This window comes from Pseudoflavonifractor sp. 60, assembly GCF_009911645.1.
GTDB lineage: Bacteria > Bacillota > Clostridia > Oscillospirales > Oscillospiraceae > Lawsonibacter.
Genome location: NZ_QWKI01000127.1, coordinates 1 through 22448 on the forward strand (window position 1 = coordinate 1; position 22448 = coordinate 22448).

A 22448-nucleotide genomic window follows, 5' to 3' on the forward strand; every position below is an offset into this window, starting at 1 on the left:
CTCCTACAAGGGAGTTCAGGGGGTATACGAGAGCAAAACCGCCTTTTTCCTCCAGCTGACCTCCGGCCAATTTCTGATCCTGCGCAAGGACTGTTTTACCTCCGGTGTTCCGGACGCTTTCCGCCGCTTCATAGACGAGCGCGGTGGCAAGCCTGTCATTATCATATAACACAATAAATTACAAAGGAGCTTGGAAATGAAAAAAGAACTGCCCAAGGTTTATGAGCCCCAGGAGGTGGAAGCCCGTATCTACCAGACCTGGGAGAACAACGGCTGCTTCAAGGGCCATCGGGACCCCAAGAAGAAACCCTTTACCATTGTGATGCCGCCCCCCAACGTGACGGGCCAGCTCCACATGGGCCACGCCATGGACGACTCCCTCCAGGATATGCTCATCCGTTATAAGCGGATGCAGGGCTGCGCCGCGCTGTACCTCCCCGGTACCGACCACGCGGGTATTGCGACCCAGGTGAAGGTGGAGGAGGAGCTGCGGGAAAAAGAGGGCCTGACCCGCTATGACCTGGGCCGGGAGAAGTTCCTGGAGCGGGTGTGGGATTGGAAGGCCCAGTATGGCGCCCGGATCGTCCAGCAGCAGAAGAAGCTGGGCATCTCCGCCGACTGGGAGCGCTCCCGCTTCACCATGGACGAGGGGCTGAGCCGGGCGGTGCGCCACGTGTTCGTCAGCCTCTATGAGAAGGACCTGATCTACAAGGGCTCCCGGATCATCAACTGGTGCCCCCACTGCGTCACCGCCCTGTCCGACGCGGAGGTGGAGTACCAGGACAAGCCCGGCCACCTGTGGCACATGCGCTACCCACTGGCCGACGGCTCCGGCTATCTGGTGGTGGCCACAACCCGCCCCGAGACCATGATGGGGGACACCGGCGTGGCCGTCAACCCCAACGACGAGCGGTACAAGCACCTGGTGGGCAAGACCTGCATCCTGCCCCTGATGAACCGGGAGATCCCCATTGTGGCCGACGAGTATGTGGAGATGGACTTCGGCACCGGCTGCGTGAAGATGACCCCCGCCCACGACCCCAACGATTTTGAGGTGGGCCTGCGCCACAACCTGGACACCATTCGGGTCCTGGACGACAACGGCGTGGTCAACGAGAACGGCGGCAAGTACCAGGGGATGGACCGGTACCAGGCCCGGAAGGCGGTGGTGGCCGACCTGGAGGCCCTGGGTCTCATGGAGAAGATCGAGCCCTATTCCCACAACGTGGGCACCTGCTACCGCTGCCACAGCGACGTGGAGCCCCTGATCTCCGCCCAGTGGTTTGTCCGCATGGAGCCCCTGGCCAAGGAGGCCCTGCGGGTTGTCAACGAGGGGGAGACCAAATTTGTCCCCGACCGTTTCGCCAAGACCTATACCAACTGGATGGAGAACGTCCACGACTGGTGCATCTCCCGCCAGCTGTGGTGGGGCCACCAGATCCCCGCCTGGTACTGCGCGGACTGCGGCCATGTGACCGTCAGCGAAACCGACCCCACCGAGTGCGAGCACTGCCATAGTCATAACATTGAGCGGGACCCGGACGTGCTGGACACCTGGTTCTCCTCCGCCCTGTGGCCCTTCTCAACCCTGGGCTGGCCGGACAACACCGAGGATTTCAACTACTTCTACCCCACCGACGTGCTGGTGACAGGCTACGACATCATTTTCTTCTGGGTTGCCCGGATGATCTTCTCCGCCTGCGAGCACACCGGAAAACCCCCCTTCCACACCGTCTTCATCCACGGTCTGGTCCGGGACGACAAGGGCCGGAAAATGTCAAAATCCCTGGGCAACGGCATTGACCCCCTGGAGATTGCCGACAAGTACGGCGCCGACGCCCTGCGCTTCAACCTGGTCACCGGCAACAGCCCCGGCAACGATATGCGCTTCTACACCGAGCGTTGCGAGGCCATGCGCAACTTCGCCAATAAAATCTGGAACGCCAGCCGCTTCCTGATGATGAACCTGACCATCGACCGGTGCGCCCTGCCCGAAAAGCTGGAGCTGGAGGACAAGTGGATCCTCTCCAAGCTGAACCGGGCCATTGCCGAGATCACCGAGAACATGGACCGGTACGAGCTGGGTGTGGCCGCTCAGAAGATCTACGACTTTATCTGGGACGACTACTGCGACTGGTATATCGAGCTGACCAAGACCCGCCTCCAGGGGGAGGACGAGGACAGCAAGGTCCGGGCCCAACAGGTGCTGTGCTGGGTGCTGACAGAAATGCTCAAGCTGCTCCACCCCTTTATGCCCTTTATCACCGAGGAGATCTGGCAGGCCCTGCCCCACGGGGACGGAGTGAAGGAGGGAGACTTCCTCATGCTCCAGGACTGGCCTGTCTCCAGCGAGGCTATGAACTTCCCCAAGGAGGAGAAGGCCATGGAGCTGGTCATGGATGCCATTCGTGCCATTCGGGGCCGCCGCAGCGAGATGAACGTGCCCCCCTCCAAGAAGGCCCGCCTCACCGTGGCCACCATGGAGACCGAGACCTTCACCCTGGGGGTCCCCTTCCTGAAAAAGCTGGCCTACGCCAGTGAGGTGGAGATTGTCCCCGCGAACCAGGCCCCCGACGCCGCCGGGAAGGTGGCAGTGGTCACTCACGCCGCCCAGCTGTTCATCCCCCTGGGTGAGCTGGTGGACCTGGAGAAGGAGAAGCAGCGGATTGAGAAGGAACTAAAAAAGCAGTCTGCCGAGCTGGACAAGCTGAATACGAAACTAAACAACCCCGGCTTCGTCAACAAGGCCCCCGCCCAGGTGGTGGAGGCGGAGAAGGAGCGGGCCGTTCAGCTCACCGAGCTGGTGGCCAAGCTGAAGGAACAGCTGAAGGGGATGTAACTTCGGCCCGCAATATAAAGCGAGGGCGAACGCTCCTTGGAACTCGTTCGCCCTCGCTGCCCTCATTTAGTATGTTGGCTTACCGCTTTGCATAATACAGCAGGCACAGTGATATAATCCCCGCTTCTATCCCGTACCATATTATTTTTAAATCATTTTGTTCCGCCCATTGATAGGCCAGGGAGAGCGGGGGAAAGGCGCTTAACACAGTCATGCCAACTTCCGCCAAAATTGCGATGGCAACCATGATGACTGCCCGCAGCATCCGGTTATTCTTCATATCATTGCCTCCCTTTGCTGACTGCCCGATCCCAATACTCCTGTATAAGCGTTTGTATCATAATTTGGCTGTAATGGTTGTACACACTGAAAATGCCTATATAGCGTCATAGTGATATTGTACTATGGCTCCTCTGTCTTGTCAATGAATTTCATCTATCATGACAAAACTTCCCGGCGAAGTCAGAGAGTTGAATATCCAACCTCTTGGGATGGAGGAAGCCAGGATGGAGAAGGAGCGGGGGGAGCAGTCCATCCCGCCGCCGTCACCGAACAAAAAACAGGGCGCACTGAGGTGACCGCGCCCCGTAATAAAGGAGGAATACCCATGACAAAGATCCAGCTGGGCTCCACCGGCATAGAGATTGAGAAAAACGGCTTTGGCTGTCTGCCCATTCAGCGTATCTCAAAAGAGGAGGCCGCCCGTCTGCTGCGGAAAGCGGTAGACGGGGGGATGAACTACTTTGACACCGCCCGGGCCTACTCCGACAGCGAGGAGAAGATGGGCTATGCCTTTGCTGGCATTCGGGATCAGTTGGTCATCGCCACCAAGACCCACGCCCAGACCGGAGCGGAGCTGAGGGAGCACCTGGAGACCAGCTTGAAAATGCTGAACACCGATTATATCGACCTCTACCAGTTCCACAACCCCGCCTTTTGTCCCCAGCCCGGTGGGGAGGATGGGCTCTACGATGCCGCTCTGGAGGCCAAGAAGCAGGGGAAGATCCGCCATATCGGCATTACCAACCACCGCTTGGCAGTAGCCCGGGAGGCGGTGGCCTCCGGTTTGTATGCGACCCTCCAGTTCCCCTACAGCTATCTCTCCGGCTCTCAGGAGGGAGAGCTGGTGGAAAGCTGCCGGAAGCAGGGGATGGGCTTTGTGGCCATGAAGGGGATGGCGGGCGGTCTGCTGTCCAACGGCACCGCTGCCGCCGCCTGGATGGCCCGGCAGGAGGGCGTGGTCCCCATCTGGGGGGTCCAGCACCAGTGGGAGCTGGACCAGTTCCTGGCCTGCGTGCAGGAGGTCCCAGCGCTGACGGCGGAGCTCCAGGCCGTCATTGACAAGGACCGGGCGGAGCTCACTGGCGACTTCTGTCGCTCCTGCGGCTACTGTATGCCCTGTCCTGTGGGCATTCAAATCAACCAGTGCGCCCGTATGTCCCTGATGCTGCGCCGGATGCCCGCTGCCGACTACCTCACCGAGTACTGGCAGGGGGAGATGAAGAAGATCGAGAATTGCCTCCGCTGCGGCAAGTGCGCCTCCAAGTGCCCCTACGGTCTGGATACGCCCCGGCTGCTCCAGGACAACTACAAGGACTACTGGACCTATTTTTAAGGGGTCAAGTGAAAATCCCGCCGCACCCGAAAAGGGCACGGCGGGATTTTGCTATGCTTAGTAGCTGCGCAGCACACAGATGCTCTGGGCGCTGATCTGGGGGGGCAGGCTGGCGCTCATAATGCCGTCATAGACGATGCGCACCTGATCTCCGGCGGCCAGGTTGGCGGTGGAGTATTGTGTATTCACCAGCACCTCCTGTCCATTGCTGTGGTCGTTCACCAGCACCTGGGAGCCCCAGGCCTGAACGACGGTGGCGATCATAGTTACCATGGAAGTCACCTCCTGTTGGATCGAAGTCCGTGGTATCCTATGCGCCGGGCCGGGCGGAGGTCACTGCTTTTGATAAATCCCTTCCCACTGCTTCAGGCATGAATCAATGTCCCCGCCGGTGTCGATGAAGTCCAGCCGGGGGAACTGGTCCAGCCGCTCCTGGGAAAAATCCACCTGGTCGGCGAGAAACCGGCGGCATACCTCGGCGTAGTCGGGGCGCTGCTGGCGGCTCTCCCGGTGGATGTACCGCAGCAGGCGGGTGCGGTCGTCCACCTGGAGGCAGACGACCCGTACCGCCTGGGGGCCGTAGCAGTCCATCAGGGCCCGGGCCCCCTCCAGTGTGGTGATAAGCAGCCGGTCGGTGTCCAGCGCAAACCGCAGGGTGAAGTAGGTCCACGGCCCCTGGGTTGTGTGGTACTCCCGCTTCTCCACCACCTGGCCCTCCTCCTCATATTGGCGCAGCCGTTCCTCTGTGACAAAGTGGTAGGTCTGCCCCTCCACCTCTCCGGGGCGGCGGGGGCGGGTTGTGCAGGGAATGACGGGGACCAACTCAGGGTACCGCTCCAAAATATGGGCATAGAGGGTGTCCTTGCCGGAGCAGCTCTTGCCCACCAGACAGAAGACGCGGTTCACGTGTTTCTCCCCTGGAAGAAGGACTTGATTTCCGCCTGAGAGGCCTGGACAGAGCCCTGTACGAAGTCGGGCTTGCCGCCGCCCCGGCCATGGAGGGCCTGGTTGAGCTGTTGGGTGAATTCCTTCAGCTCGCCGCCCAGCTGGCCAATGGCGTACTTGTAGCCAGAGGAATCATCTCCAGAGAAGCAGGCGCAGAAACCGGAGCCGCCGCAGGCGTGAAGTACCGCGTCGCACAGCCGGCGCAGGCCGTCCGGGGTGAGGCCCTCCTCAAAGAGAACCACGTCCCCGGGCCCGGCGTACTGTGCGGCCAGCTGGGCAAAGCGGGCCTCCTCCAGGTCCAGGACGCGGCTCTTGAGGGCGGCGTTTTCTTCCAGCAGCCGCTCCACCGCCGCGTCGGTCTGGAGGGGCTTGGCGGACAGCAGGTGAGAGACCTGACTGTTCTGCTGGAAGAGCTGATTAAGATACCGCAGAGCTCTGTTGCCGCACACCAGCTCAATGCGCACGCCCTCCCGGAATTTCTGGGAGGACAGCAGCTTGATCAGGCCCACCTGCCCGGAGGAGCGCACATGGGTCCCGCAGCAGGCGCAGCAGTCCGCGCCGGGAAACTCCACAATGCGCACCTGACCGCTGAGTTCCTTCTTGCTCCGGTATTGCAGTGCGGCCAGCTTTTCCGGCGGGGGGAAGCTGATCTCCACGGGGATGTCCAGCCAGATATACCGGTTGGCGTCCTCCTCCAGGTGAAGGCACTGCTCCGAAGTGAGGGGGAGGGACAGGTCGATGGTGACCACCTCCGCGCCCAGGTGAAAGCCCACATTTTCACATCCCCACAGGGCGTGGGCCAGACCGGAGACGATGTGCTCCCCTGAGTGCTGCTGCATCAGGTCGAAGCGGCGGTCCCAGTCGATGATGCCGGTGACGGCAGTCCCCTCCTCCAGGGGTTTGTCGCAGGTGTGGACCACCTGCCCGCTGCGGCTATGTACCTCCAGGACCTGGACCCTGGTCTCGGAGACCTCCAGCCGTCCGGTGTCGTAGGGCTGGCCGCCGCCCTCGGGGTAGAAGGCGGTGCGGTCCAGCACAATGTCGAAGCCCTTTTTTCCCTGAGTGCAGGAGAGGACCTGGGCCTGGAATTTGATTAAAAAGGGGTCCTTTTCATAGAGTTTTTCCAATTTGCTTCACCTTCCCGTTCTGTGAGGCGCGGGCGTTGCCGGCGCGCCGCTGAGAGTGCCGTCCGCGACGGATTACAGATAGGACTCGTCCCGCTCGGACCGCTTGGCCCGCTGCATCAGGTCGGTGATGACAGCGTGGACATTCCGGCCCTCATAGAGCACTTCGTAGGCGGCCTGGGCAATGGGCATCTCCACCCCCGCCTTCCGGGCCAGGGTCCGGGCGTTGGCGGCGGCGTAATAGCCCTCTACCACCGCGCCGATTTCCTTGACTGCCTCGTCCACCGGCTTGCCCTGGCCGATGAGGATGCCGCAGCGGCGGTTGCGGGAGTGCATGGAGCAGCAGGTGACGATCAGATCGCCAACCCCGGCCAGACCGGTAAAGCTGTCCTTCCGGCCCCCCAGAGCAACCCCCAGACGGGCCATCTCCGCCAGCCCCCGGGTCATCAGCAGGGCCTTGGTGTTGTCGCCGTAGCCCATGCCGTCGCAGCAGCCAGCGCACAGGGCGATGATGTTTTTCAGGGCGGCGCAGATCTCGGTGCCGATCTTGTCGTCGCTGGTGTAGACCCGGAAGCGCTGATTCATAAACAAATCCTGGACCTGCTCTGCGATGCTCAGGTCCTCGGAGGCCACCACAACCCCGGTGGGGATGCGCCGGCCCACCTCCTCGGCGTGGGAGGGCCCGGACAGCACCACCACCGGGCACTTCCCCTGGACCTCCTCTTCAATGACCTGGCTCAGGCGCAGAGAGGAGTCCTTCTCAATGCCCTTGGACACCGAGACCAGAATGGTGCCCGGGTCGGCCAGCTCCTTCAGCTGTTTTGCGGTGGAGCGCACGGCGAAGGAGGGGGTTGCCACCACCACCAGCCCGCAGCCCTTCACGGCGGCCATGTCGGTGGTAAGGTTCAGCTCCCGGGGCAGGGGGACCCCCTTGAGCATGGGATTTTCCTGGGTCTCCCGCAGGACCCTGGACTCCTCCTCGGTGTAGGACCAAAGGGTCACGTCGTTGCCGTTTTCCAGCAGCAGCAGGGCCAGAGCCGTGCCCCAGGCGCCGCTGCCAAGGACTGTGATTTTCATACCGTTTTCCTCCCAAAATCGTTTTTTTCTTTTCTTTTTGAAAAAAGAAAAGAAACAAAAGAAAAACTTTTGCGCAAAACTTCGTTTTGCTTCTATTTCTTTTTATGCAGGCTGAATTTATGTTCAGTGCCGGTGAGCAGTCTATGGATATTTGCCCGGTGTATATACAGCACCAGCCCGCCCAAAGACAGGGCCAGGGCCATCATAACGGGGTTATGGCTGACAAAGAGCCAGGTGCCCACGGGGAAGGCGGCGGCTGCGAAGACGGAGCCCAGGGAGACGTACCGGGTGAGGACCGCCAGGATGAGGAAGCCGCCCCACACCAGCAGGGCCAGCCGCCAGTCCAGCATAATGGCGATGGTCCCGCCGGAGAGAATGCCCTTACCCCCCTTGAAGCGGAACATGCAGGGGAACATGTGGCCCAGCAGGCACCACAGGCCCGCCCAGTATTTGGCGAAAATCATATAGTCCGGGCGGGTTACAAGGAGGATAAAATAGAAAACAAAAGCACCAAATCCAACTGCCAGGACAGCCGTGAGAACGTCACAGAGAATAACCCCCAGAGTCAACGGTCCGCCGAAGGTGCGGTAGAAATTAGTCAGTCCGGCGCTGCCGCTGCCGTGGGTGCGGATGTCGTCATGCAGAATATAGTTGGAGATGATTACGGCGCCATTGAAGCAGCCCAGGAAATAGGCAGTCAAGGCAATGACAGCCAGCCAGAACAGAATCTCAATTGCGGCGATTGCCATAATGAAAATATAGATGGGGCGAAAAAGCTCTGTCAGTTTATCATACATATCCAGCTCTCCTTCGCGCTCCGCCCCCGGACGGTGAGACGGACAGGGCTTCCCTCCTGGGTATGGGGTTTTCCCGAATCTCCCGCAGGACGCCGGGTTCCTCTGTGCAGGCCCTCATGTTGCTTCTATTTCTTTTTATGCAGACTGAATTTATTTTCGGTGCCGGTGAGCAGTCTATGGATGTTTGCCCGGTGCATGTACAGCACCAGCCCGCCCAAAAACAGGGCCAGAGCCATAATAACGGGGTCTCGGCTGACAAAGAGCCAGGTGCCGATGGGGAAGGCGGCGGCTGCGAAGACGGAGCCCAGGGAGACGTACCGGGTCAGGACCGCCAGAATGAGGAAGCCGCCCCACACCAGCAGGGCCAGCCGCCAGTCCAGCATGATGGCGATGGTCCCGCCGGACAGGATGCCCTTGCCTCCCTTGAAGTGGAACATGCAGGGGAACATATGCCCCAGCAGGCACCACAGGCCCGCCCAGTATTTGGCATACATCAGGTCAAAGCCAGTGAAGTCAAAGCAGGAGAATATCCACACGCCCAACAGAACAGCCGCGATTGCTTTCAGCACATCGCAGGAGATAACTCCCAGGGTAAGCGGCCCGCCGAAGGTGCGGTAGAAGTTGGTCAGTCCGGCGTTGCCGCTGCCGTGGTTTCGGATATCGTCCCGGAGAATGTACTTGGAGACGATGACCGCACCATTGAAGCAGCCGCAGAGGTAAGCGATAGCGGCGGTGATGACAGAGCCAAAAATCAGGTCCATCATAACATCGTATAAAATATCTGTCAGCATTCCTTACCCCTCCTTCTCGCTCCGCTCCCGGACGGTGAGGCGGACGGGGGTTCCCTCCAGGCCGAAGGTGGAGCGGATTTGATTTTCCAGATACCGCTGGTAGGAGAAGTGGAACAGACGCGCGTCGTTGCAGAAGCAGACGAAGTGGGGCGGTTTGATGCCCACCTGGGTCATATAGTAGACCTTGAGCCGCCGCCCCTTGTCGGTGGGGGGCTGGACCCGGGCGGTGGCATCGGCCAGCAGGGAGTTGAGCATTCCGGTGGTAATGCGCATGGCGGCCTGGTTGTTCACGTAGTTGATAAGCTCAAAGAGGCGGTCAACCCGCTGTCCGGTGAGGGCGGATATAAACACGATGGGGGCGTAGGTCATATAGGACAGGTCCCGCATTACGTCCTGGCGCATCTTGTCCATGGTCTTGCCGTCCTTTTCGATGGCGTCCCACTTGTTGACCACGATGATGCAGGCCTTCCCCGCCTCATGGGCCAGGCCGGCCACTTTGGTGTCCTGTTCGGTGACCCCCTCCTGGGCGTCAATCATAATCAGGCACACATCGCTGCGCTCAATGGCCATGGTGGCCCGAAGGACGGAGAATTTTTCAATGCGGTCGTCCACTCTGGACTTCTTCCGCATTCCGGCGGTGTCGATGAACAGAAATTTGCCCTTGTCGTTCTCAAAGAAGCTGTCCACTGCGTCCCGAGTTGTGCCCGCCACGTTGGAGACGATGACCCGCTCCTCCCCCAAGATCTTGTTCACCAGGGAGGATTTTCCTACGTTGGGCTTGCCGATGACCGCCACCTTGACCACGTCGTCCTCGCTGTCTTCCTCCTCCTCGGGGGGGAAAAACTCGAAGCAGGCGTCCAGCAGGTCGCCGGTACCGTGACCGTGGACGGCGGAGACGGCGATGGGGTCGCCCAGGCCCAGATTGTAGAACTCGTAGATATCCGGGTTCTCCCGTCCCGTCTGGTCGGCCTTGTTTACTGCCAGCACCACCGGCTTGCCGGAGCGCAGCAGCATATTGGCCACCTCCTGGTCGGAGGCGGTCATGCCCGTTTTGATGTCGCAGACGAAGACGATCACCGTGGCGGTGGAGATGGCGATTTCGGCCTGCTCCCGCATGAAAGAGAGAATCTGGTCGTCGGTGCCCGGCTCAATGCCGCCGGTGTCCACAATGTCAAAGGTGCGGTTTCTCCACTCGCACTGGGCGTACAGCCGGTCCCGGGTCACTCCGGGGGTGTCCTCCACAATGGACAGCCGCTGTCCGCATAATTTATTGAAGAGCATGGACTTGCCCACGTTGGGGCGGCCCACAATGGCAACCAGGGGTTTCATAGGCGTCACTTCCTTTACGGATTATACCGGTAAAATTCCTCATTTTCCCAGGCCAGGCGCTGGGTCTCCGGAGTCAGTTCAATGCCGCAGATGGCGTCCAGCAGCTGGTAGCCGTCCTGGGGGACGGGGATGACGGGCAAGCCCAGCTCCCGCTCCACATCATCGGTGGTCACATCGTCCAGAAAGATGTTCTCCCCGGCGCGGAGCATATTGGCGGGGATGAGCAGCCGCTGGCCCAGGTCCTTTCCCCGGAGCTGCTGAATCAGGTCGCCCCCGGTGACCAGCCCGGCCACGGTGATGGTCTCGCCGAAGAAGCGGTTGACAATGGGGAAGACCCTCCCCTCTATTGTACCACATTTCTCCCGGGCCATCGCCACTAATTTTTCCAAAAATGGGGCGGCGGACAGGCCGGTGGCGATGGAGAAAGGAGTGCTGCCCGCCAGCTCCTCGGGCTCCATCAGCTCCAAGGCCCGGGCAAACTCCCGGGACAGCAGGGTGAGCATCCCAACCCCGTTGTCCAGCTGGGTGAAGTCCTCAAAGTAGTCCTCGGGGGGCAGGTCCCGCCCGGCCAGCAGGTAGAACTCGTCGGAGCACCACACCAGCCGGGTCCCCTTTGCCTCCAGATGCCGGGCGGCGAAGGACTCCACCTGGCCGATGAGGGTGGCGGCAGTCTTCCTGGTGTAGGTGTTCAGGGGGTACAGCCCATCACGGTATTTCGTCACCCCCACAGGGACCACCGAAATACTGTTCACCGCCGGGAACATAGCCGCCAAGTCGGTCAGAGTCCTGTCCAGGGCCGGGCCGTCGTTGATGCCGGGGCAGGAGACAATCTGGCAGTTCATGGTGATGCCGTGGGCGGCAAACCGTTCCATGATGTCAATGCCCTCCCCTGCCCGGGGATTGTTCAGCATCTCCGAGCGCAGCGCCCGGTCGGTGGTGTGGACCGACACATTGATGGGGGAAATGCGCAGGTCGATGATCCGCTGGACCTCCCGGGGGGAGAGGTTGGTTAAGGTGAGGTAGTTGCCCAGCAGGAAGGAGAGCCGGGCGTCGTCGTCCTTGAAGTAGAGGGAGGGGCGCATTCCCGGGGGCATCTGGTCCACAAAGCAGAAGATGCAGCGGTTGGCGCAGGAGCGGGCCCGGTCCATCAGGTAGGTCTCAAACTCCAGCCCCAGATCTTCCCCCTCCCCCTTGCGGATTCGCAGGGTGCGGGAGGTTCCCTCTGGAGAACGCAGCGTCAGCACCAGGCGGGGGTCGTAGCTGTAAAATTTGTAGTCCAGCACGTCCACAACCGGGTTGCCGTTGATGTGGGTCAGCGTTTCCCCCACTCGAACTCCCGCCCGGTGAGCCGGACTGCGGGGGTCCACCGCCTTGACGGCTGTCATGCTCATGGGCTATTCCCCCTTTCCAATATCACATCTTACTATAAACGATGCGGTAATGCAAGACAAAAAGCGGGAGCTTATGCCCCCGCTGGCTTATTCCTCCGAAAAAACGGAGCTCAGATCCACATGGCAGTCCTCCAGTACCCCCACCGGCACGGTATCCTTGGCAGTGTAGACCTCCGGCACGTAGTACTGGCCGTCCACCAGGGTATAGACCAGCACCAGCTTTTTGTCCGGGTCCACAATCCAGTACTCCCGGACCCCAGCCTGCTGGTACAGCTTATATTTCACCAGGCAGTCATACTGCTTGGTGGAGGGGGACAGAATCTCAACGATCAGGTCGGGCGCGCCGTGGACGCCCCGGCGGTCCACCTGGCGGTCGTTGTCACACACAACGGAGAGGTCGGGCTGGACCACGGTGTAAACAGTGCCTGGGACGTCTTCCGGTTCCTCGAACAGGCGGACGTCAAAGGGAGCGGGGTAAATCTTGCAGCGTTTATTCCTTAAATAGGCGTGGATTTGCGTCAGCAGTTCGGTCAGAATCATTTGGTGGATGTGGGTTGGGGCAGAAAGCGCCCTGAGCTGGCCGTCATACAGCTCATAGCGGGTTGGGTCGTCCTCCCAGGACAGCAGGTCGGCGTAGGTGTAGTGTTCCTCCTGGGGCAGAGCCATACGTCTCACTCCTTTTGCACTTTTTCTTATTATACCACAGGCAAGGGAGAGTTTGCAAGCAGGGACCGGGAAACGACCCTCCGCATAGGATGGGATAAACGGCGGAAGCAGTTCGCCGTTTTTTAGGAGGTATCACAATGCAAGCAACAGGAACACTAAGCGTCCGGGTGTACACCTCCCAGGCGCAGATTCCCCTGGAGGGGGCCGCCGTGGTGGTGGCCGCGCCGGGGGAGGAGGGCAAATACAAGCTGCTCTCCATACAGAGCACCGACAGCAGCGGACTGATCCGCCCGGTGACCATCGACGCCCCCGCCCTGGGGGAGAGCACCTCGCCCGGCGGTCTGCCCGGGAACGGCGCCCCCTTCGCCCTGTGCGACGTGTGGGCGGAGCAGCCGGGCTACGCCATGCTCCAGGTAGCCGGCGTGCAGATTTTCCCCGGTGTGGAGACCATACAGGATATGGAGCTGATTCCCCTGCCCCAGGGGCTTTGCAGCCTTCAGCAGCGGGGGGAGCGGGATATCCCGGCCCAGTCCCTGTGAGGTGAAGGTATGCCTGTCATCATTCCATATGTCCCCCGCACCATTACGGTTCACTTGGGCCTGCCCGACCAGTGGGCGGAAAACGTGACGGTGACCTTTCCGGACTACGTAAAAAATGTGGCTTCCAGCGAAATTTACCCCACCTGGGAGCCCTCTGCCATCCGGGCCAATATTTTGGCCATCATCTCCTTTGCGCTGAACCGGGTCTACACCGAGTTTTACCCCAGCCAGGGCTATGACTTCCAAATCACCTCCACAACCCAGTACGATCAGGCCTTCGTCCGGGGGCGGAACGTGTTTGAGAACATCAGCCAGATGGTGGACGAGATTTTTAACGACTATATCCGCCGCCAGGGCTTTGTGGAGCCGCTGGCCGCTAAGTTCTGCAACGGCACCACCTCCACCTGCAACGGCCTGTCCCAGTGGGGCAGCCAGGAGATGGCCCAGCAGGGGGCCAACTCCATGGATATTCTCTACCACTACTACGGGAACGACATTGAGCTGGTGGTGGACGCCCCCATTCAAGACCTCACCTCCTCTTACCCCGGGACCCCGCTGCGGCGGGGGTCGGCGGGGCCGGATGTGTCGGTGGTCCAGGCCATGCTCAACCGTATTTCCCAAAATTACCCCGCCATTCCCAAGGTGCCCTCGACAGGCGCCTTCGGCGAGGCCACCGAAAGTGCCGTGCGCGCGTTCCAGAGGATATTCAACCTGACGGTGGACGGCATTGTGGGCAAGGCCACCTGGTATAAGATGGTATACCTCTATGTGGGCGTTCTCCAGCTGGCGGAGCTGGTGAGCAAGGGTCAGACCTACTACGCCGTCCAGTTCCAGTTTCCCGGCCGGCTGGAGGAGGGGGACTCCGGCCCGGAGGTGGAGGTTTTGCAGTATATGCTCTCTCTGCTGGCCCAGTTCTCCGACACGCTGTACGCCCCGGCCATGGACGGTGTGTTTGGTCCCGTCACCAGCCGGGCGGTACGCACCTATCAGAATTGGGCCGGCATCACTCCCAGCGGCGTGGTGGATGACCGGACCTGGAATTCCATCTATGACAGCTTCGTGACCGCTAACTACTCCCTCAGCCGGGACACCGTGCGGGCCCAGTCTCTGGGAGAGGACGCCGTCCCCGTTATGGCGCCTGCGGCCCCGGAGCAGGAGCCGGACCGCTGGGCCGAGACCCCCCGGCTGGGCCAGTATCAGGGCAGTCCCCTGAATTTGGGCCAGGCGGACGGCCAGAAAAACGGACAGAGAGGAGTGAGCGCATGAATTTCGATTTGGGCCAGGAGCTGCTGGAGCGGGAGATGCTGGCCAATCCGGTGAGCAGTCTGCAATATATGCTGCGGCAGCTGTCAGCGACCTATCAATTTCTGCCCCAGCTGGTGGTGGACGGCGTGTTTGGAGAGCGTACCCTGGAGGCGGTGATGCGCTTTCAGCGGGAGGCGGGACTGCCCGTCACCGGGATTGTGGACCAGGCCACCTGGGACAAAATCCGGGACGCCTGGCTGGCTCAGGAGTCCAAGAACAGCTACGCCCGGGCCACCCGCATTTTTCCCTCCGAGGGCATTCAGGTCCACGAGGGGGAGTCCAAGGAGTATCTGATTGTGCCCCAAACCATGTTCAATATTCTGGCCAAGCAGTTTGAGGGCATTATACCCTGCCAGGCCGACGGCTGCAACGGCCCCGCGTCGGCGGGCAATATCCGCTGGCTGCAAAGGGCGGCGGGCCTGCCTCAGACCGGCTGTATGGACACCGCCACCTGGGACGCCCTGTCCCATCTCTATGAGATCTTTGTGGTCCAGGACACTGACTGCATCCCCGCCTTTACCGGCGGCTGGGGCTGACAGCGGAAGCCGCCCGCCTCTCAGGGAGGCGGGCGGCTGAATTTTTACAGGGCGGCGCTGGGCAGGTTGTCCACAAAGGCCCGCAGCTGGGACTGGCTGGTCATCTGCCCCAGCTGGAGCAGGATGGCCTGGCGCTGGTCCGGGGTGCAGCGGTCGTAGAAAGCGGAGGCCTGAGGATTTTTCTGGAGCAGCTCCCCAAAGGTTACCGCCGCGTTCATATTCACATCCATATTATCACCTCGGACCTAGTATGGCCCAGGGCGTCCGGGGATATACGCGGGCGGCGGGTTCTCCTTTTAATAAGTATGGTCGCAGATCTCTCGAATTTTTGCCTGAATGACTTTTAAATCCTCAAAGGTCTCCGGGCGGCGGCGGGGGTCCCGGAGGATGGCGGCGGGGTGGAAGAGGGCGGTCATCCACACGCCGTTTTTCTCAAACCACTGGCCGTGTTCCCGGGTTATCTTGAAGTCCTCCTTAATCAGCTTGCAGGCGGCGATGCGGCCCAGACAGATGATGATCTTGGGCCGGATCAGGGCGGTCTGGCTGCGCAGATAGTCGATGCAGGCCTCCTGCTCGGTGTTCAGGGGGTCGCGGTTCTGAGGCGGGCGGCACTTGACCATGTTGGCGATGTACACATTTTTTTCCCGGCTCAGGTCGATCATCTCCAGCATATCGTCCAGCAGCTTGCCTCCCCGGCCCACAAAGGGCTTTCCCTGGAGGTCTTCGTTTTCGCCGGGGCCCTCGCCGATGCACATTACCTCTGCGTCCCGGGGGCCCATACCAAAGACAACGTTGTGGCGGGTATCGGCCAGGGCGCACTTCTGACAGGACATACAGGCCTGTTCCAGCTCCTCCCAATTTGTATACAGCATATTGCTTCCTCCTTAAAACTCCGGGTTTCCGCTGAGCTGCCCCCAGTATACCACAGGCCGCTTTGTCAGAAAAGGGGGTATTCTGGAGAAAATTTTTTTCTGGCACTTATTGCTCATGTTTTTTCTCCCCCACTCCGGGAGCGCAGGGGAGGGAATGCCCAGCGGGATACAATATATAGTGTTTAAAATAAAAAAATAAAGAATATATTGTGGTATTGAGAGACGCCCCTTTCAGCAAAAACAAAATAGAACATACGTTTTACAGGAGAAAAACAAAAGATTTTCATGTAAAACCCGATATTTAGGACAAAAATGAAAGAAAAAAGAACTTGCTTTTTATGTCAACAGGATTTATACTGAAACACAGAGTGGGGCGGAGTGGAGGAATTTCCCCTTCTGCTGCATTGAAGTGGAGGAGAGGTGGAGGGCGGTGACCGGCACATACGAGCACAATATCGATGCCAAGGGCCGGCTGTTCATCCCTGCCAAGCTCCGGGAGGAGCTGGGAGACACCTTCTACCTGGCCATGGGCGTGGACGCCTGCCTGGCCATCTACCCCCAGTCCACCTGGGACCGCTTCACCGCGAAATTCGCCTCCCTGCCCATGAGCCAGTCCAAGGTAATGCGCCCTCTCTTTGCTAACGCCGCCAAGTGCGAGCTGGACAGTCAGGGGCGGATTGTAGTTCCCCAGAAGCTGCGGAAATACGCCGGTCTGGAGAAGGAGACCGTAATCATCGGCGTCCACGACCGGGCGGAGATTTGGTCCGCGGACGTCTGGAACGCCCAGGAAGAGGAGGAGATGACCCCGGAGAAGATGGCCGCCTGTATGGCTCAGCTGGGGTTCTGATATGAGTGAATTGATCCATCGCCCCGTTCTGTTGGAGGAGTGCATAGAGGCCCTGCGCATTGCTCCGGAGGGCGTCTATCTGGACGGCACGCTGGGCCGGGCAGGCCACAGCGAGCAGATTGTCCGGCGGCTGACCACAGGCCGGCTTATCTGTGTGGACCGGGATCAGGTGGCCCTGGACACAGCACGGGAGCGGCTTGCCCCCTGGATGGGCCGGGTGACTCTGGTTCACAGCAACTTTGACCGGATCGACGAGATTTTGGACAGGCTGTCCCTGGTCGGAGTGGATGGAATGCTCTTTGATTTGGGCGTCTCCTCTCCCCAGCTGGACGACGGGTCCCGAGGCTTCTCCTATCTGGCGGATGCCCCCCTGGATATGCGCATGGACCGCAGCGAGGGGCTGACCGCCGGGGACATTGTAAACGGCTGGTCCCAGGAGGAGTTAAGACGAATTATTTCTCAATTTGGGGAAGAACGCTATGCCCCCCAAATCGCTTCCGCCATTGTTCGCCGCCGGGAGGACAAGCCCATCGCCACGACCCTGGAGCTGGTGGAGGTCATCCGAGGCGCCATGCCCGGCAAGGCCCTGCGGGAGAAGCAGCACCCCGCCAAGCGCACCTTTCAGGCCATCCGCATCGCCGTCAACGACGAGCTGGCCAGCGTGGAACGGATGCTGCGGCGGGCCGTCCCCCGTTTGAACCGGGGCGGGCGGCTGGCGGTCATCAGCTTCCACTCCCTGGAGGACCGCATTGTGAAAACTGGCCTGGCTGATTTTGCCAGAGGCTGCACCTGCCCGCCTGATTTTCCTGTGTGCGTGTGCGGCAAAACGCCGGAGATCAAGTTAGTGAATAAGAAACCCATCCTCCCCACTGCGCGGGAGCTTGCGGAAAATCCCCGGGCCCGCAGCGCTAAGCTGAGGGCTGCGGAGAAGCTGAAGGACCCTCGCTGAGGGAATATTGTACAAGAAGGGGAAGAATCTATGGCCGCCAACCGACGCCGCAGCACAACCGGATACAATGCCTACGGCGGCGCGGCCTACTCCCCGGCCTACGACGGGAACGCGGTGCGCGCCCCCCGGAGGGAGGAGGAGCTCCGCCGGGCTCCCAAGCCCAAACAGCGCCAGCCGGTCCAGCGCTACGAGCGTATCCAGGCCCGTGTGCGCCAGGCTGGACAGGTGGCCCCCTTCGCGGTGGTGGGCTTTTTGGCGGTGGTCATATTTGCGGCCATGCTGATTACCAGCTATGTGCAGCTGACGGTGGCCAACGACGAAATGGTCTCCCTGCGCAAGGAGCTGTCCAATTTGCAGAGCCGGAACAGCACCCTGTCCGCCGAGTATGAGAAGGTCTTCGATCTGGCCACCATCCAGGAGGCGGTGGGGGATAGCATGGTCCGGCCCACCAGCGATCAGGTGGTCTATATCGATCTCTCCGCCCCCGATACCGTGACCCTCTACCAGGAGGAGGGACTGAACGCGGGCTTCCGGGGCCTCTGGGACGGAATTCGGGATATGTTTGACGGCATTATAGAATATTTCCGCTGAAGCGGCCATATAGTTGGGGTGTGCCTGACGCCGGAGGGCAGCGGCTAGCCCGGTATAGAAGAAATGAGGGCGCAAGAAAGAAAATTTCTTGCGCTCTTTATGTGAAGAACCCGGAAAGGAGGACCTTTTATGAGAAACGGACGGGAGCGCTCCATGAGCCGTATGGCCGTCCCCACTGGAGCGACCCGTGGGACCCACTCCAAGCGCTCCATTATCAACCGCACCTTTTTCCTGATGGTGCTGTGCGGCGTGCTGATGTTTGTCCCTCTGGTTTGGAAGCTGTATGACATTGCTATCGTCCACCATGACGAGTTCCAAAAGAAAGCCAGTGACCAGCAGACCCTGGACTACCCCATCACCGCCGACCGGGGCAACATCTACGACCGAAACGGCAACGTGATGGCCATGTCAGCCACGGTGTATAACCTGATTTTTTCCGCCAACGACCTGGTGAAGAGCGTATCCAACAAGGACGAGGACGGCAAGCCCCTGGAGGACGACGTCTATCAGGCCAAGGTCTCTGCCCGTCAGGACCAGATGGTGGGAGAACTGATGGCCCTTTTCCCCGACCTGGACCGGGAGACGGTGGAGAAGCAGGTCCGCAATACCAAGTCCTACTATTGGGTCGTGAAGAAGGGCATTGAAGAGGAGGAGCACAAGACCCTCCAGGAGTACATTGTGGAGCACAAATCCTCCACTTTCCTCTACCAGGAGCCCGACACCAAGCGCTACTACCCCTACTCCGGCCTGGCCGCCCAGGCGCTGGGCTTTGTGAACAGCAAGGGGGGGGCCTACGGCATTGAGGCGGTGTATAACGACGTACTGGAGGGGACCGCGGGCCGGGTCACCACGACCCGCACCGCCGGCGGCACCGAGCGGTACAACGCCTACGCCAATTACATCGACGCCATTAACGGCTACGACCTGACCCTTACCATCGACACCACCATCCAGTCCTATTTGGAAAAAACCCTGGAGGAGGGCATTGAGGAGTTTGACGTGCGGGAGGGGGCCTTCGGCATTGCCATGGACCCCAAGACGGGGGCCCTTCTGGGTATCGCCAGCTCCCCGGACTTCGACCCAAACAACTACTCTACTATTATTAACGACCTGCTTCTGGAGAATTTGGAGCCCAACGCCCAAAAGATCTTTGAAAAGCTGAAGGCCAACAACGAGGAAAATCTGCCCGACAGCGAGCTGATGGAGAAGGCGGAGAGTCAGGCCAAGTCCGACGCCCTGAATACCCAGTGGCGCAGCCGGGCCATCGACTCCCGGTATCAGCCCGGTTCCACCTTCAAGGCCCTGGTGCTGGCCGCCGCCCTGGAGGAGGGAGTGGTCAGCGAGAGCGACACCTTTTATTGCTCCGGATCAGTGATGGTCCCCGGCTATGACGAGCCCATCCACTGCTCCCAGCGCAGCGGACACAAGCAGCAGACCCTGGCCGAGGCGGTGGGAAACTCCTGCAATCCCGCCTTTATTGAAATCGGCAGCCGCCTGGGCATCGACAAATTCTACGACTATTACCTGGCCTTTGGTATGGGTGAGAAGACAGGGGTTGATTTGCCCGGTGAGGCCAGCCTGGCAGGCTCCATCTGGGACCGGAATAAAATGAGCAATGTGGACCTGGCGGTGGCCTCCTTCGGACAGAACTTTGAGGTGACCCCCCTGCAAATGATCTGTGGCTTTGCCGCCGTCATCAACGGGGGCAATCTGGTCAAGCCCTATGTGGTCCAGTCCATCAGCACCCGGGACGGCACTGTGGTCCAGAACACCCAGCCCGAGGTGGTCCGCCAGGTGGTGAGCCAGCAGACCAGCCAGCGGGCGGCGGATATTCTGGAGCGGGTGGTTTCCCAGGGGACCGGCAAGAACGCCTACGTGGCGGGCTACCGCATCGGCGGCAAGACCGGATCCTCTGAGACGGGCATCAAGGACCGTACCCTGGTCTCCTTCATGGGCTATGCCCCCGCCGACGACCCCCAGGTGATCGTCCTGATCGCCTACGACTGCCCCCAGCCCAGTGAGCCGGGGGGGAAATTCTCCACCACCGGCGTGTACATCAGCGGCGGCCACATGGCAGCCCCCAAGGCGGGCTCCCTCATTGCCCAGATCCTGGACTATATGGGCGTTGAGAAGATTTACAATGCGGACGAGTCCGCCGCCGTGGACGTATCCATGCCCAAGGTGACCGGTGTGCCGGTGGGGGAGGCGGAGTCGGCCCTGAAAGACAGGAATCTGAAATTCCGCACCATCGGGTCAGGGGATACCGTCTCCCGGCAGATCCCGGCCGCCGGAACCAGTATCCCAGGCGGATCTACCGTGATCCTCTATTTGGGGGACGCCGTCCCAGAGGAGTCCGCTCCTGTGCCCAATGTCACCGGCATGACCTATGAGGCCGCCAAGAGTACCCTGGAAAAGGCCGGCTTCTTTATGCGGGCGTCCGGCGTATCTGTCTACTACAGCAACAGCACCACCGCCGAACGCCAGAGCGTGGACGGAGGGGACGTGGCCGCCATCGGCAGTGTCATCGACGTCAGGTTCTTTGACGCGGTGCGGGACAACTGAGCGTGAGATACGCAGGATATATGAGATAGAGGCGTCTGCGTTACCGGGTGGAGTACCTGCGGAATTGCGGATCGGTCAGAGCGAGGAAAAAGTAACGCCTGTCCGGCGAGGACAAAACGCAAAACTTATAAAGAATGAAACTCACCCATGAGGGGTGACACCATGAAACTGCGCGACCTTTTGGCCGGCGTCCCCCTCACGGGGGGGAATCCCGAACAGGAAATGGAAATTTCTTCCATATCCTGCGACACCCGAAGCATTCATCCTGGAGCGCTTTTCGCGGCCCTGTCCGGAGACAAGACAGACGGCCACTGCTTCATCCAGGAGGCCCTAGACAGAGGGGCCGCCGCCGTACTGTGCCAGCATCCCCCGGACTGCCCCGGGCCCTGGCTGACGGCGGAGGACCCGCGCCTGGCCTTCGGCCTCATCTCTGCCAACTGGTTTGGCCGGCCGGGGGACTCCATGAGCTTGACCGCCGTTACCGGCACCAACGGCAAGACTACCACCACCAGTCTGCTGAAGGAGCTGCTGGAACGAACCAGCGGGGCCAGAGTGGGGCTCATTGGCACCAACCGGAACATGATCGGGCCCTTGGAGCTGCCCGCCCACCGTACAACCCCGGACAGCTATGAGCTCCAGGCTCTTCTGCGCCAGATGGCGGACGCAGGCTGTACCCATGTGGTCATGGAGGCCTCCTCTCACGCCCTGGTCCAGCACCGCACGGCGGGGCTCACCTTCGACGTGGGAGTGTTTACCAACCTGACCCAGGACCACTTGGACTACCACCACACCATGGAGGAGTACCGGGACGCCAAGGGGCTGCTCTTTGACCAGTGCCGCCGGGCTGTGCTCAACCTGGATGACGAGGCGGGCCGGTGGTACGCCCAGCGGGTAGCCTGCCCCATCTTTACCTACTCCGAGAACAAAACCGGGGCCGGCCTGTCCGCCAAAAATATCCGCCTCTTTCCCAGCCATGTGGACTTTGAGGCCCTGACTCTGGGCAAGCTTTCCCGGGTCCATCTGCCTATCCCCGGCGGCTTCTCCATTTATAACGCCCTGGCCGCCCTGTCCGCAGGGCTGTGTCTGGGGCTGGAGCTGGAGGAGATGACCCGGGTCATGCCCAACCTCCATGGGGTTAAGGGCAGGGTGGAGGTGGTCCCCGTCCCCCGGGCCTATACCGTGATTATCGACTACGCCCACAGCCCCAACGCCCTGGAGAATATCCTCAATACTGCCCGGGATTTCACTGCCGGCAGGCTGATCTGCGTCTTCGGCTGCGGCGGCGACCGGGACAGGACCAAGCGGCCTGTGATGGGGGCCGTGGTCCGGGAGTTGGCCGACCTAGCGGTGGTCACTTCTGACAACCCCCGTACCGAGGACCCCCAGGCCATTATAGATGATATCCTGAGCGGTATGGAGGAGGGAAATTCTCCCATTTATGTGGAGGCCGACCGCCCCGCCGCCATCCGCTGGGCCCTGGATCGGGGAGGGCCGGGGGACGTCATTGTGCTGGCGGGTAAGGGTCACGAGACCTACCAGGAGATCAATGGCGTGCAATACCATATGGATGAGCGGGAGATTGTGGCGGAATATTTCCAAACCGCCAGAACGCGGCAAGAAAAGACTGGAAAAGTCCCCGCGGATGTGATATAATTCTGTGCCTTGCGCAGGGA

The 22448-nt window shown here is 60.6% G+C and carries 22 protein-coding genes; 10 read left to right on the forward strand and 12 right to left on the reverse strand.

The genetic code is table 11. From position 1 onward, the window contains the following. Nucleotides 1-196: 196 nt before the first annotated feature. A complete protein-coding gene (locus D1646_RS13615; protein WP_160636979.1) occupies nucleotides 197-2839 on the forward strand; it encodes a valine--tRNA ligase in 2643 nt (880 codons plus the stop codon). Nucleotides 2840-2918: 79 nt separating this feature from the next. Here D1646_RS13615 and D1646_RS13620 read toward each other — a convergent pair whose 3' ends face one another. Then, nucleotides 2919-3119 carry a hypothetical protein gene (locus D1646_RS13620; RefSeq protein WP_160636980.1) on the reverse strand — a complete coding sequence of 67 codons (201 nt, stop codon included), beginning with the start codon at nucleotides 3117-3119 and terminating at the stop codon, nucleotides 2919-2921. Between the two features lie 327 nt (nucleotides 3120-3446). Between D1646_RS13620 and D1646_RS13625 the strand changes: the two genes are divergently transcribed. Continuing rightward, a complete protein-coding gene (locus D1646_RS13625; RefSeq protein WP_160636981.1) occupies nucleotides 3447-4454 on the forward strand; it encodes an aldo/keto reductase in 1008 nt (335 codons plus the stop codon). A gap of 57 nt (nucleotides 4455-4511) precedes the next feature. Here the strand turns inward: D1646_RS13625 and D1646_RS13630 are convergent, their stop codons facing one another. The 9 genes from D1646_RS13630 to D1646_RS13670 all read right to left on the reverse strand — a co-directional run bounded on the left by D1646_RS13630 (nucleotide 4512) and on the right by D1646_RS13670 (nucleotide 12574). After that, the gene (locus D1646_RS13630; protein WP_160636982.1) at nucleotides 4512-4727 is read right to left on the reverse strand and encodes a DUF3221 domain-containing protein; all 216 of its coding nucleotides are present in this window, start codon (nucleotides 4725-4727) and stop codon (nucleotides 4512-4514) included. Nucleotides 4728-4787: 60 nt separating this feature from the next. Continuing rightward, nucleotides 4788-5360 (reverse strand): guanylate kinase, encoded by a 573-nt coding sequence (locus tag D1646_RS13635; RefSeq protein WP_160636983.1) that lies wholly within the window; start codon nucleotides 5358-5360, stop codon nucleotides 4788-4790. Further along, complete coding sequence (locus D1646_RS13640) at nucleotides 5357-6526, reverse strand: alanyl-tRNA editing protein (protein ID WP_160636984.1); 1170 nt, start codon at nucleotides 6524-6526, stop codon at nucleotides 5357-5359. The genes D1646_RS13635 and D1646_RS13640 overlap by 4 nt, the downstream gene beginning before the upstream one ends. 72 nt (nucleotides 6527-6598) lie before the next feature. Next, a complete protein-coding gene (locus tag D1646_RS13645; protein ID WP_160636985.1) occupies nucleotides 6599-7600 on the reverse strand; it encodes an NAD(P)H-dependent glycerol-3-phosphate dehydrogenase in 1002 nt (333 codons plus the stop codon). A 92-nt stretch (nucleotides 7601-7692) separates the two neighbouring features. Continuing rightward, nucleotides 7693-8397 carry a glycerol-3-phosphate acyltransferase gene (locus D1646_RS13650; RefSeq protein WP_160636986.1) on the reverse strand — a complete coding sequence of 235 codons (705 nt, stop codon included), beginning with the start codon at nucleotides 8395-8397 and terminating at the stop codon, nucleotides 7693-7695. A 125-nt stretch (nucleotides 8398-8522) separates the two neighbouring features. After that, nucleotides 8523-9188 (reverse strand): glycerol-3-phosphate acyltransferase, encoded by a 666-nt coding sequence (locus tag D1646_RS13655; protein WP_160636987.1) that lies wholly within the window; start codon nucleotides 9186-9188, stop codon nucleotides 8523-8525. 3 nt (nucleotides 9189-9191) lie between these two features. Next, nucleotides 9192-10517 carry a ribosome biogenesis GTPase Der gene (der, locus tag D1646_RS13660; protein WP_160636988.1) on the reverse strand — a complete coding sequence of 442 codons (1326 nt, stop codon included), beginning with the start codon at nucleotides 10515-10517 and terminating at the stop codon, nucleotides 9192-9194. A 14-nt stretch (nucleotides 10518-10531) separates the two neighbouring features. Next, complete coding sequence (locus D1646_RS13665; RefSeq protein WP_160636989.1) at nucleotides 10532-11908, reverse strand: DUF512 domain-containing protein; 1377 nt, start codon at nucleotides 11906-11908, stop codon at nucleotides 10532-10534. Between the two features lie 87 nt (nucleotides 11909-11995). After that, a complete protein-coding gene (locus D1646_RS13670; protein WP_160636990.1) occupies nucleotides 11996-12574 on the reverse strand; it encodes a Uma2 family endonuclease in 579 nt (192 codons plus the stop codon). A 137-nt stretch (nucleotides 12575-12711) separates the two neighbouring features. On the opposite strand from D1646_RS13670, the gene D1646_RS13675 reads away from it, so the two are divergent. From D1646_RS13675 to D1646_RS13685, 3 genes are read left to right on the forward strand one after another with little or no spacing between them, the layout of a single operon-like run. Then, entirely contained in the window at nucleotides 12712-13113 is a 402-nt protein-coding gene (locus D1646_RS13675; protein WP_201754682.1) for a spore cortex-lytic protein, read from the forward strand. Nucleotides 13114-13122: 9 nt separating this feature from the next. Next, nucleotides 13123-14379, forward strand: coding sequence for a peptidoglycan-binding protein (locus D1646_RS13680; RefSeq protein ID WP_160636991.1), 1257 nt, complete (start codon nucleotides 13123-13125; stop codon nucleotides 14377-14379). After that, the gene (locus D1646_RS13685; RefSeq protein WP_160636992.1) at nucleotides 14376-14954 is read left to right on the forward strand and encodes a peptidoglycan-binding protein; all 579 of its coding nucleotides are present in this window, start codon (nucleotides 14376-14378) and stop codon (nucleotides 14952-14954) included. Before D1646_RS13680 ends, D1646_RS13685 begins: the two co-directional genes overlap by 4 nt. A 44-nt stretch (nucleotides 14955-14998) precedes the next feature. On the opposite strand, the gene D1646_RS13690 is transcribed toward D1646_RS13685, so the two are convergent. Next, nucleotides 14999-15184, reverse strand: coding sequence for a YdeI/OmpD-associated family protein (locus D1646_RS13690; protein WP_160636993.1), 186 nt, complete (start codon nucleotides 15182-15184; stop codon nucleotides 14999-15001). A 66-nt stretch (nucleotides 15185-15250) separates the two neighbouring features. After that, entirely contained in the window at nucleotides 15251-15826 is a 576-nt protein-coding gene (locus D1646_RS13695; RefSeq protein WP_160636994.1) for a uracil-DNA glycosylase, read from the reverse strand. 430 nt (nucleotides 15827-16256) lie between these two features. On the opposite strand from D1646_RS13695, the gene mraZ reads away from it, so the two are divergent. The 5 genes from mraZ (at nucleotide 16257) to D1646_RS13720 (ending at nucleotide 22428) form a co-directional block, all read left to right on the forward strand. Next, the gene (gene mraZ, locus D1646_RS13700) at nucleotides 16257-16673 is read left to right on the forward strand and encodes a division/cell wall cluster transcriptional repressor MraZ (protein WP_160636995.1); all 417 of its coding nucleotides are present in this window, start codon (nucleotides 16257-16259) and stop codon (nucleotides 16671-16673) included. A 1-nt stretch (nucleotide 16674) separates the two neighbouring features. Further along, nucleotides 16675-17622 carry a 16S rRNA (cytosine(1402)-N(4))-methyltransferase RsmH gene (gene rsmH / locus D1646_RS13705; protein WP_160636996.1) on the forward strand — a complete coding sequence of 316 codons (948 nt, stop codon included), beginning with the start codon at nucleotides 16675-16677 and terminating at the stop codon, nucleotides 17620-17622. Between the two features lie 30 nt (nucleotides 17623-17652). Then, nucleotides 17653-18213 carry a hypothetical protein gene (locus tag D1646_RS13710; protein ID WP_160636997.1) on the forward strand — a complete coding sequence of 187 codons (561 nt, stop codon included), beginning with the start codon at nucleotides 17653-17655 and terminating at the stop codon, nucleotides 18211-18213. Nucleotides 18214-18342: 129 nt separating this feature from the next. Beyond that, nucleotides 18343-20775: a penicillin-binding transpeptidase domain-containing protein gene (locus D1646_RS13715; protein ID WP_243154174.1), complete on the forward strand. Its 2433-nt coding sequence runs from the start codon at nucleotides 18343-18345 to the stop codon at nucleotides 20773-20775. A gap of 162 nt (nucleotides 20776-20937) precedes the next feature. Next, on the forward strand, nucleotides 20938-22428 hold the full coding sequence (locus D1646_RS13720) for a UDP-N-acetylmuramoyl-L-alanyl-D-glutamate--2,6-diaminopimelate ligase (protein WP_160636998.1): 1491 nt from the start codon (nucleotides 20938-20940) through the stop codon (nucleotides 22426-22428). The last annotated feature ends 20 nt before the right edge of the window (nucleotides 22429-22448 follow it).

Bases quoted from the DNA above. Each gene is read 5' to 3' on its own strand.
- D1646_RS13665 (WP_160636989.1), bottom strand. From the start codon at position 11,908: ATGAGCATGACAGCCGTCAAGGCGGTGGACCCCCGCAGTCCGGCTCAC.
- D1646_RS13695 (WP_160636994.1), bottom strand. From the start codon at position 15,826: ATGCTGTATACAAATTGGGAGGAGCTGGAACAGGCCTGTATGTCCTGT.
- D1646_RS13645 (WP_160636985.1), bottom strand. From the start codon at position 7,600: ATGAAAATCACAGTCCTTGGCAGCGGCGCCTGGGGCACGGCTCTGGCC.
- D1646_RS13710 (WP_160636997.1), top strand. From the start codon at position 17,653: ATGGCCGCCAACCGACGCCGCAGCACAACCGGATACAATGCCTACGGC.
- D1646_RS13630 (WP_160636982.1), bottom strand. From the start codon at position 4,727: ATGGTAACTATGATCGCCACCGTCGTTCAGGCCTGGGGCTCCCAGGTG.
- D1646_RS13650 (WP_160636986.1), bottom strand. From the start codon at position 8,397: ATGTATGATAAACTGACAGAGCTTTTTCGCCCCATCTATATTTTCATT.
- der (WP_160636988.1), bottom strand. From the start codon at position 10,517: ATGAAACCCCTGGTTGCCATTGTGGGCCGCCCCAACGTGGGCAAGTCC.
- D1646_RS13690 (WP_160636993.1), bottom strand. From the start codon at position 15,184: ATGGATGTGAATATGAACGCGGCGGTAACCTTTGGGGAGCTGCTCCAG.
- D1646_RS13680 (WP_160636991.1), top strand. From the start codon at position 13,123: ATGCCTGTCATCATTCCATATGTCCCCCGCACCATTACGGTTCACTTG.
- D1646_RS13620 (WP_160636980.1), bottom strand. From the start codon at position 3,119: ATGAAGAATAACCGGATGCTGCGGGCAGTCATCATGGTTGCCATCGCA.
- D1646_RS13715 (WP_243154174.1), top strand. From the start codon at position 18,343: ATGAGAAACGGACGGGAGCGCTCCATGAGCCGTATGGCCGTCCCCACT.
- D1646_RS13720 (WP_160636998.1), top strand. From the start codon at position 20,938: ATGAAACTGCGCGACCTTTTGGCCGGCGTCCCCCTCACGGGGGGGAAT.
- D1646_RS13675 (WP_201754682.1), top strand. From the start codon at position 12,712: ATGCAAGCAACAGGAACACTAAGCGTCCGGGTGTACACCTCCCAGGCG.
- D1646_RS13655 (WP_160636987.1), bottom strand. From the start codon at position 9,188: ATGCTGACAGATATTTTATACGATGTTATGATGGACCTGATTTTTGGC.
- rsmH (WP_160636996.1), top strand. From the start codon at position 16,675: ATGAGTGAATTGATCCATCGCCCCGTTCTGTTGGAGGAGTGCATAGAG.
- D1646_RS13670 (WP_160636990.1), bottom strand. From the start codon at position 12,574: ATGGCTCTGCCCCAGGAGGAACACTACACCTACGCCGACCTGCTGTCC.
- D1646_RS13615 (WP_160636979.1), top strand. From the start codon at position 197: ATGAAAAAAGAACTGCCCAAGGTTTATGAGCCCCAGGAGGTGGAAGCC.
- D1646_RS13625 (WP_160636981.1), top strand. From the start codon at position 3,447: ATGACAAAGATCCAGCTGGGCTCCACCGGCATAGAGATTGAGAAAAAC.
- D1646_RS13685 (WP_160636992.1), top strand. From the start codon at position 14,376: ATGAATTTCGATTTGGGCCAGGAGCTGCTGGAGCGGGAGATGCTGGCC.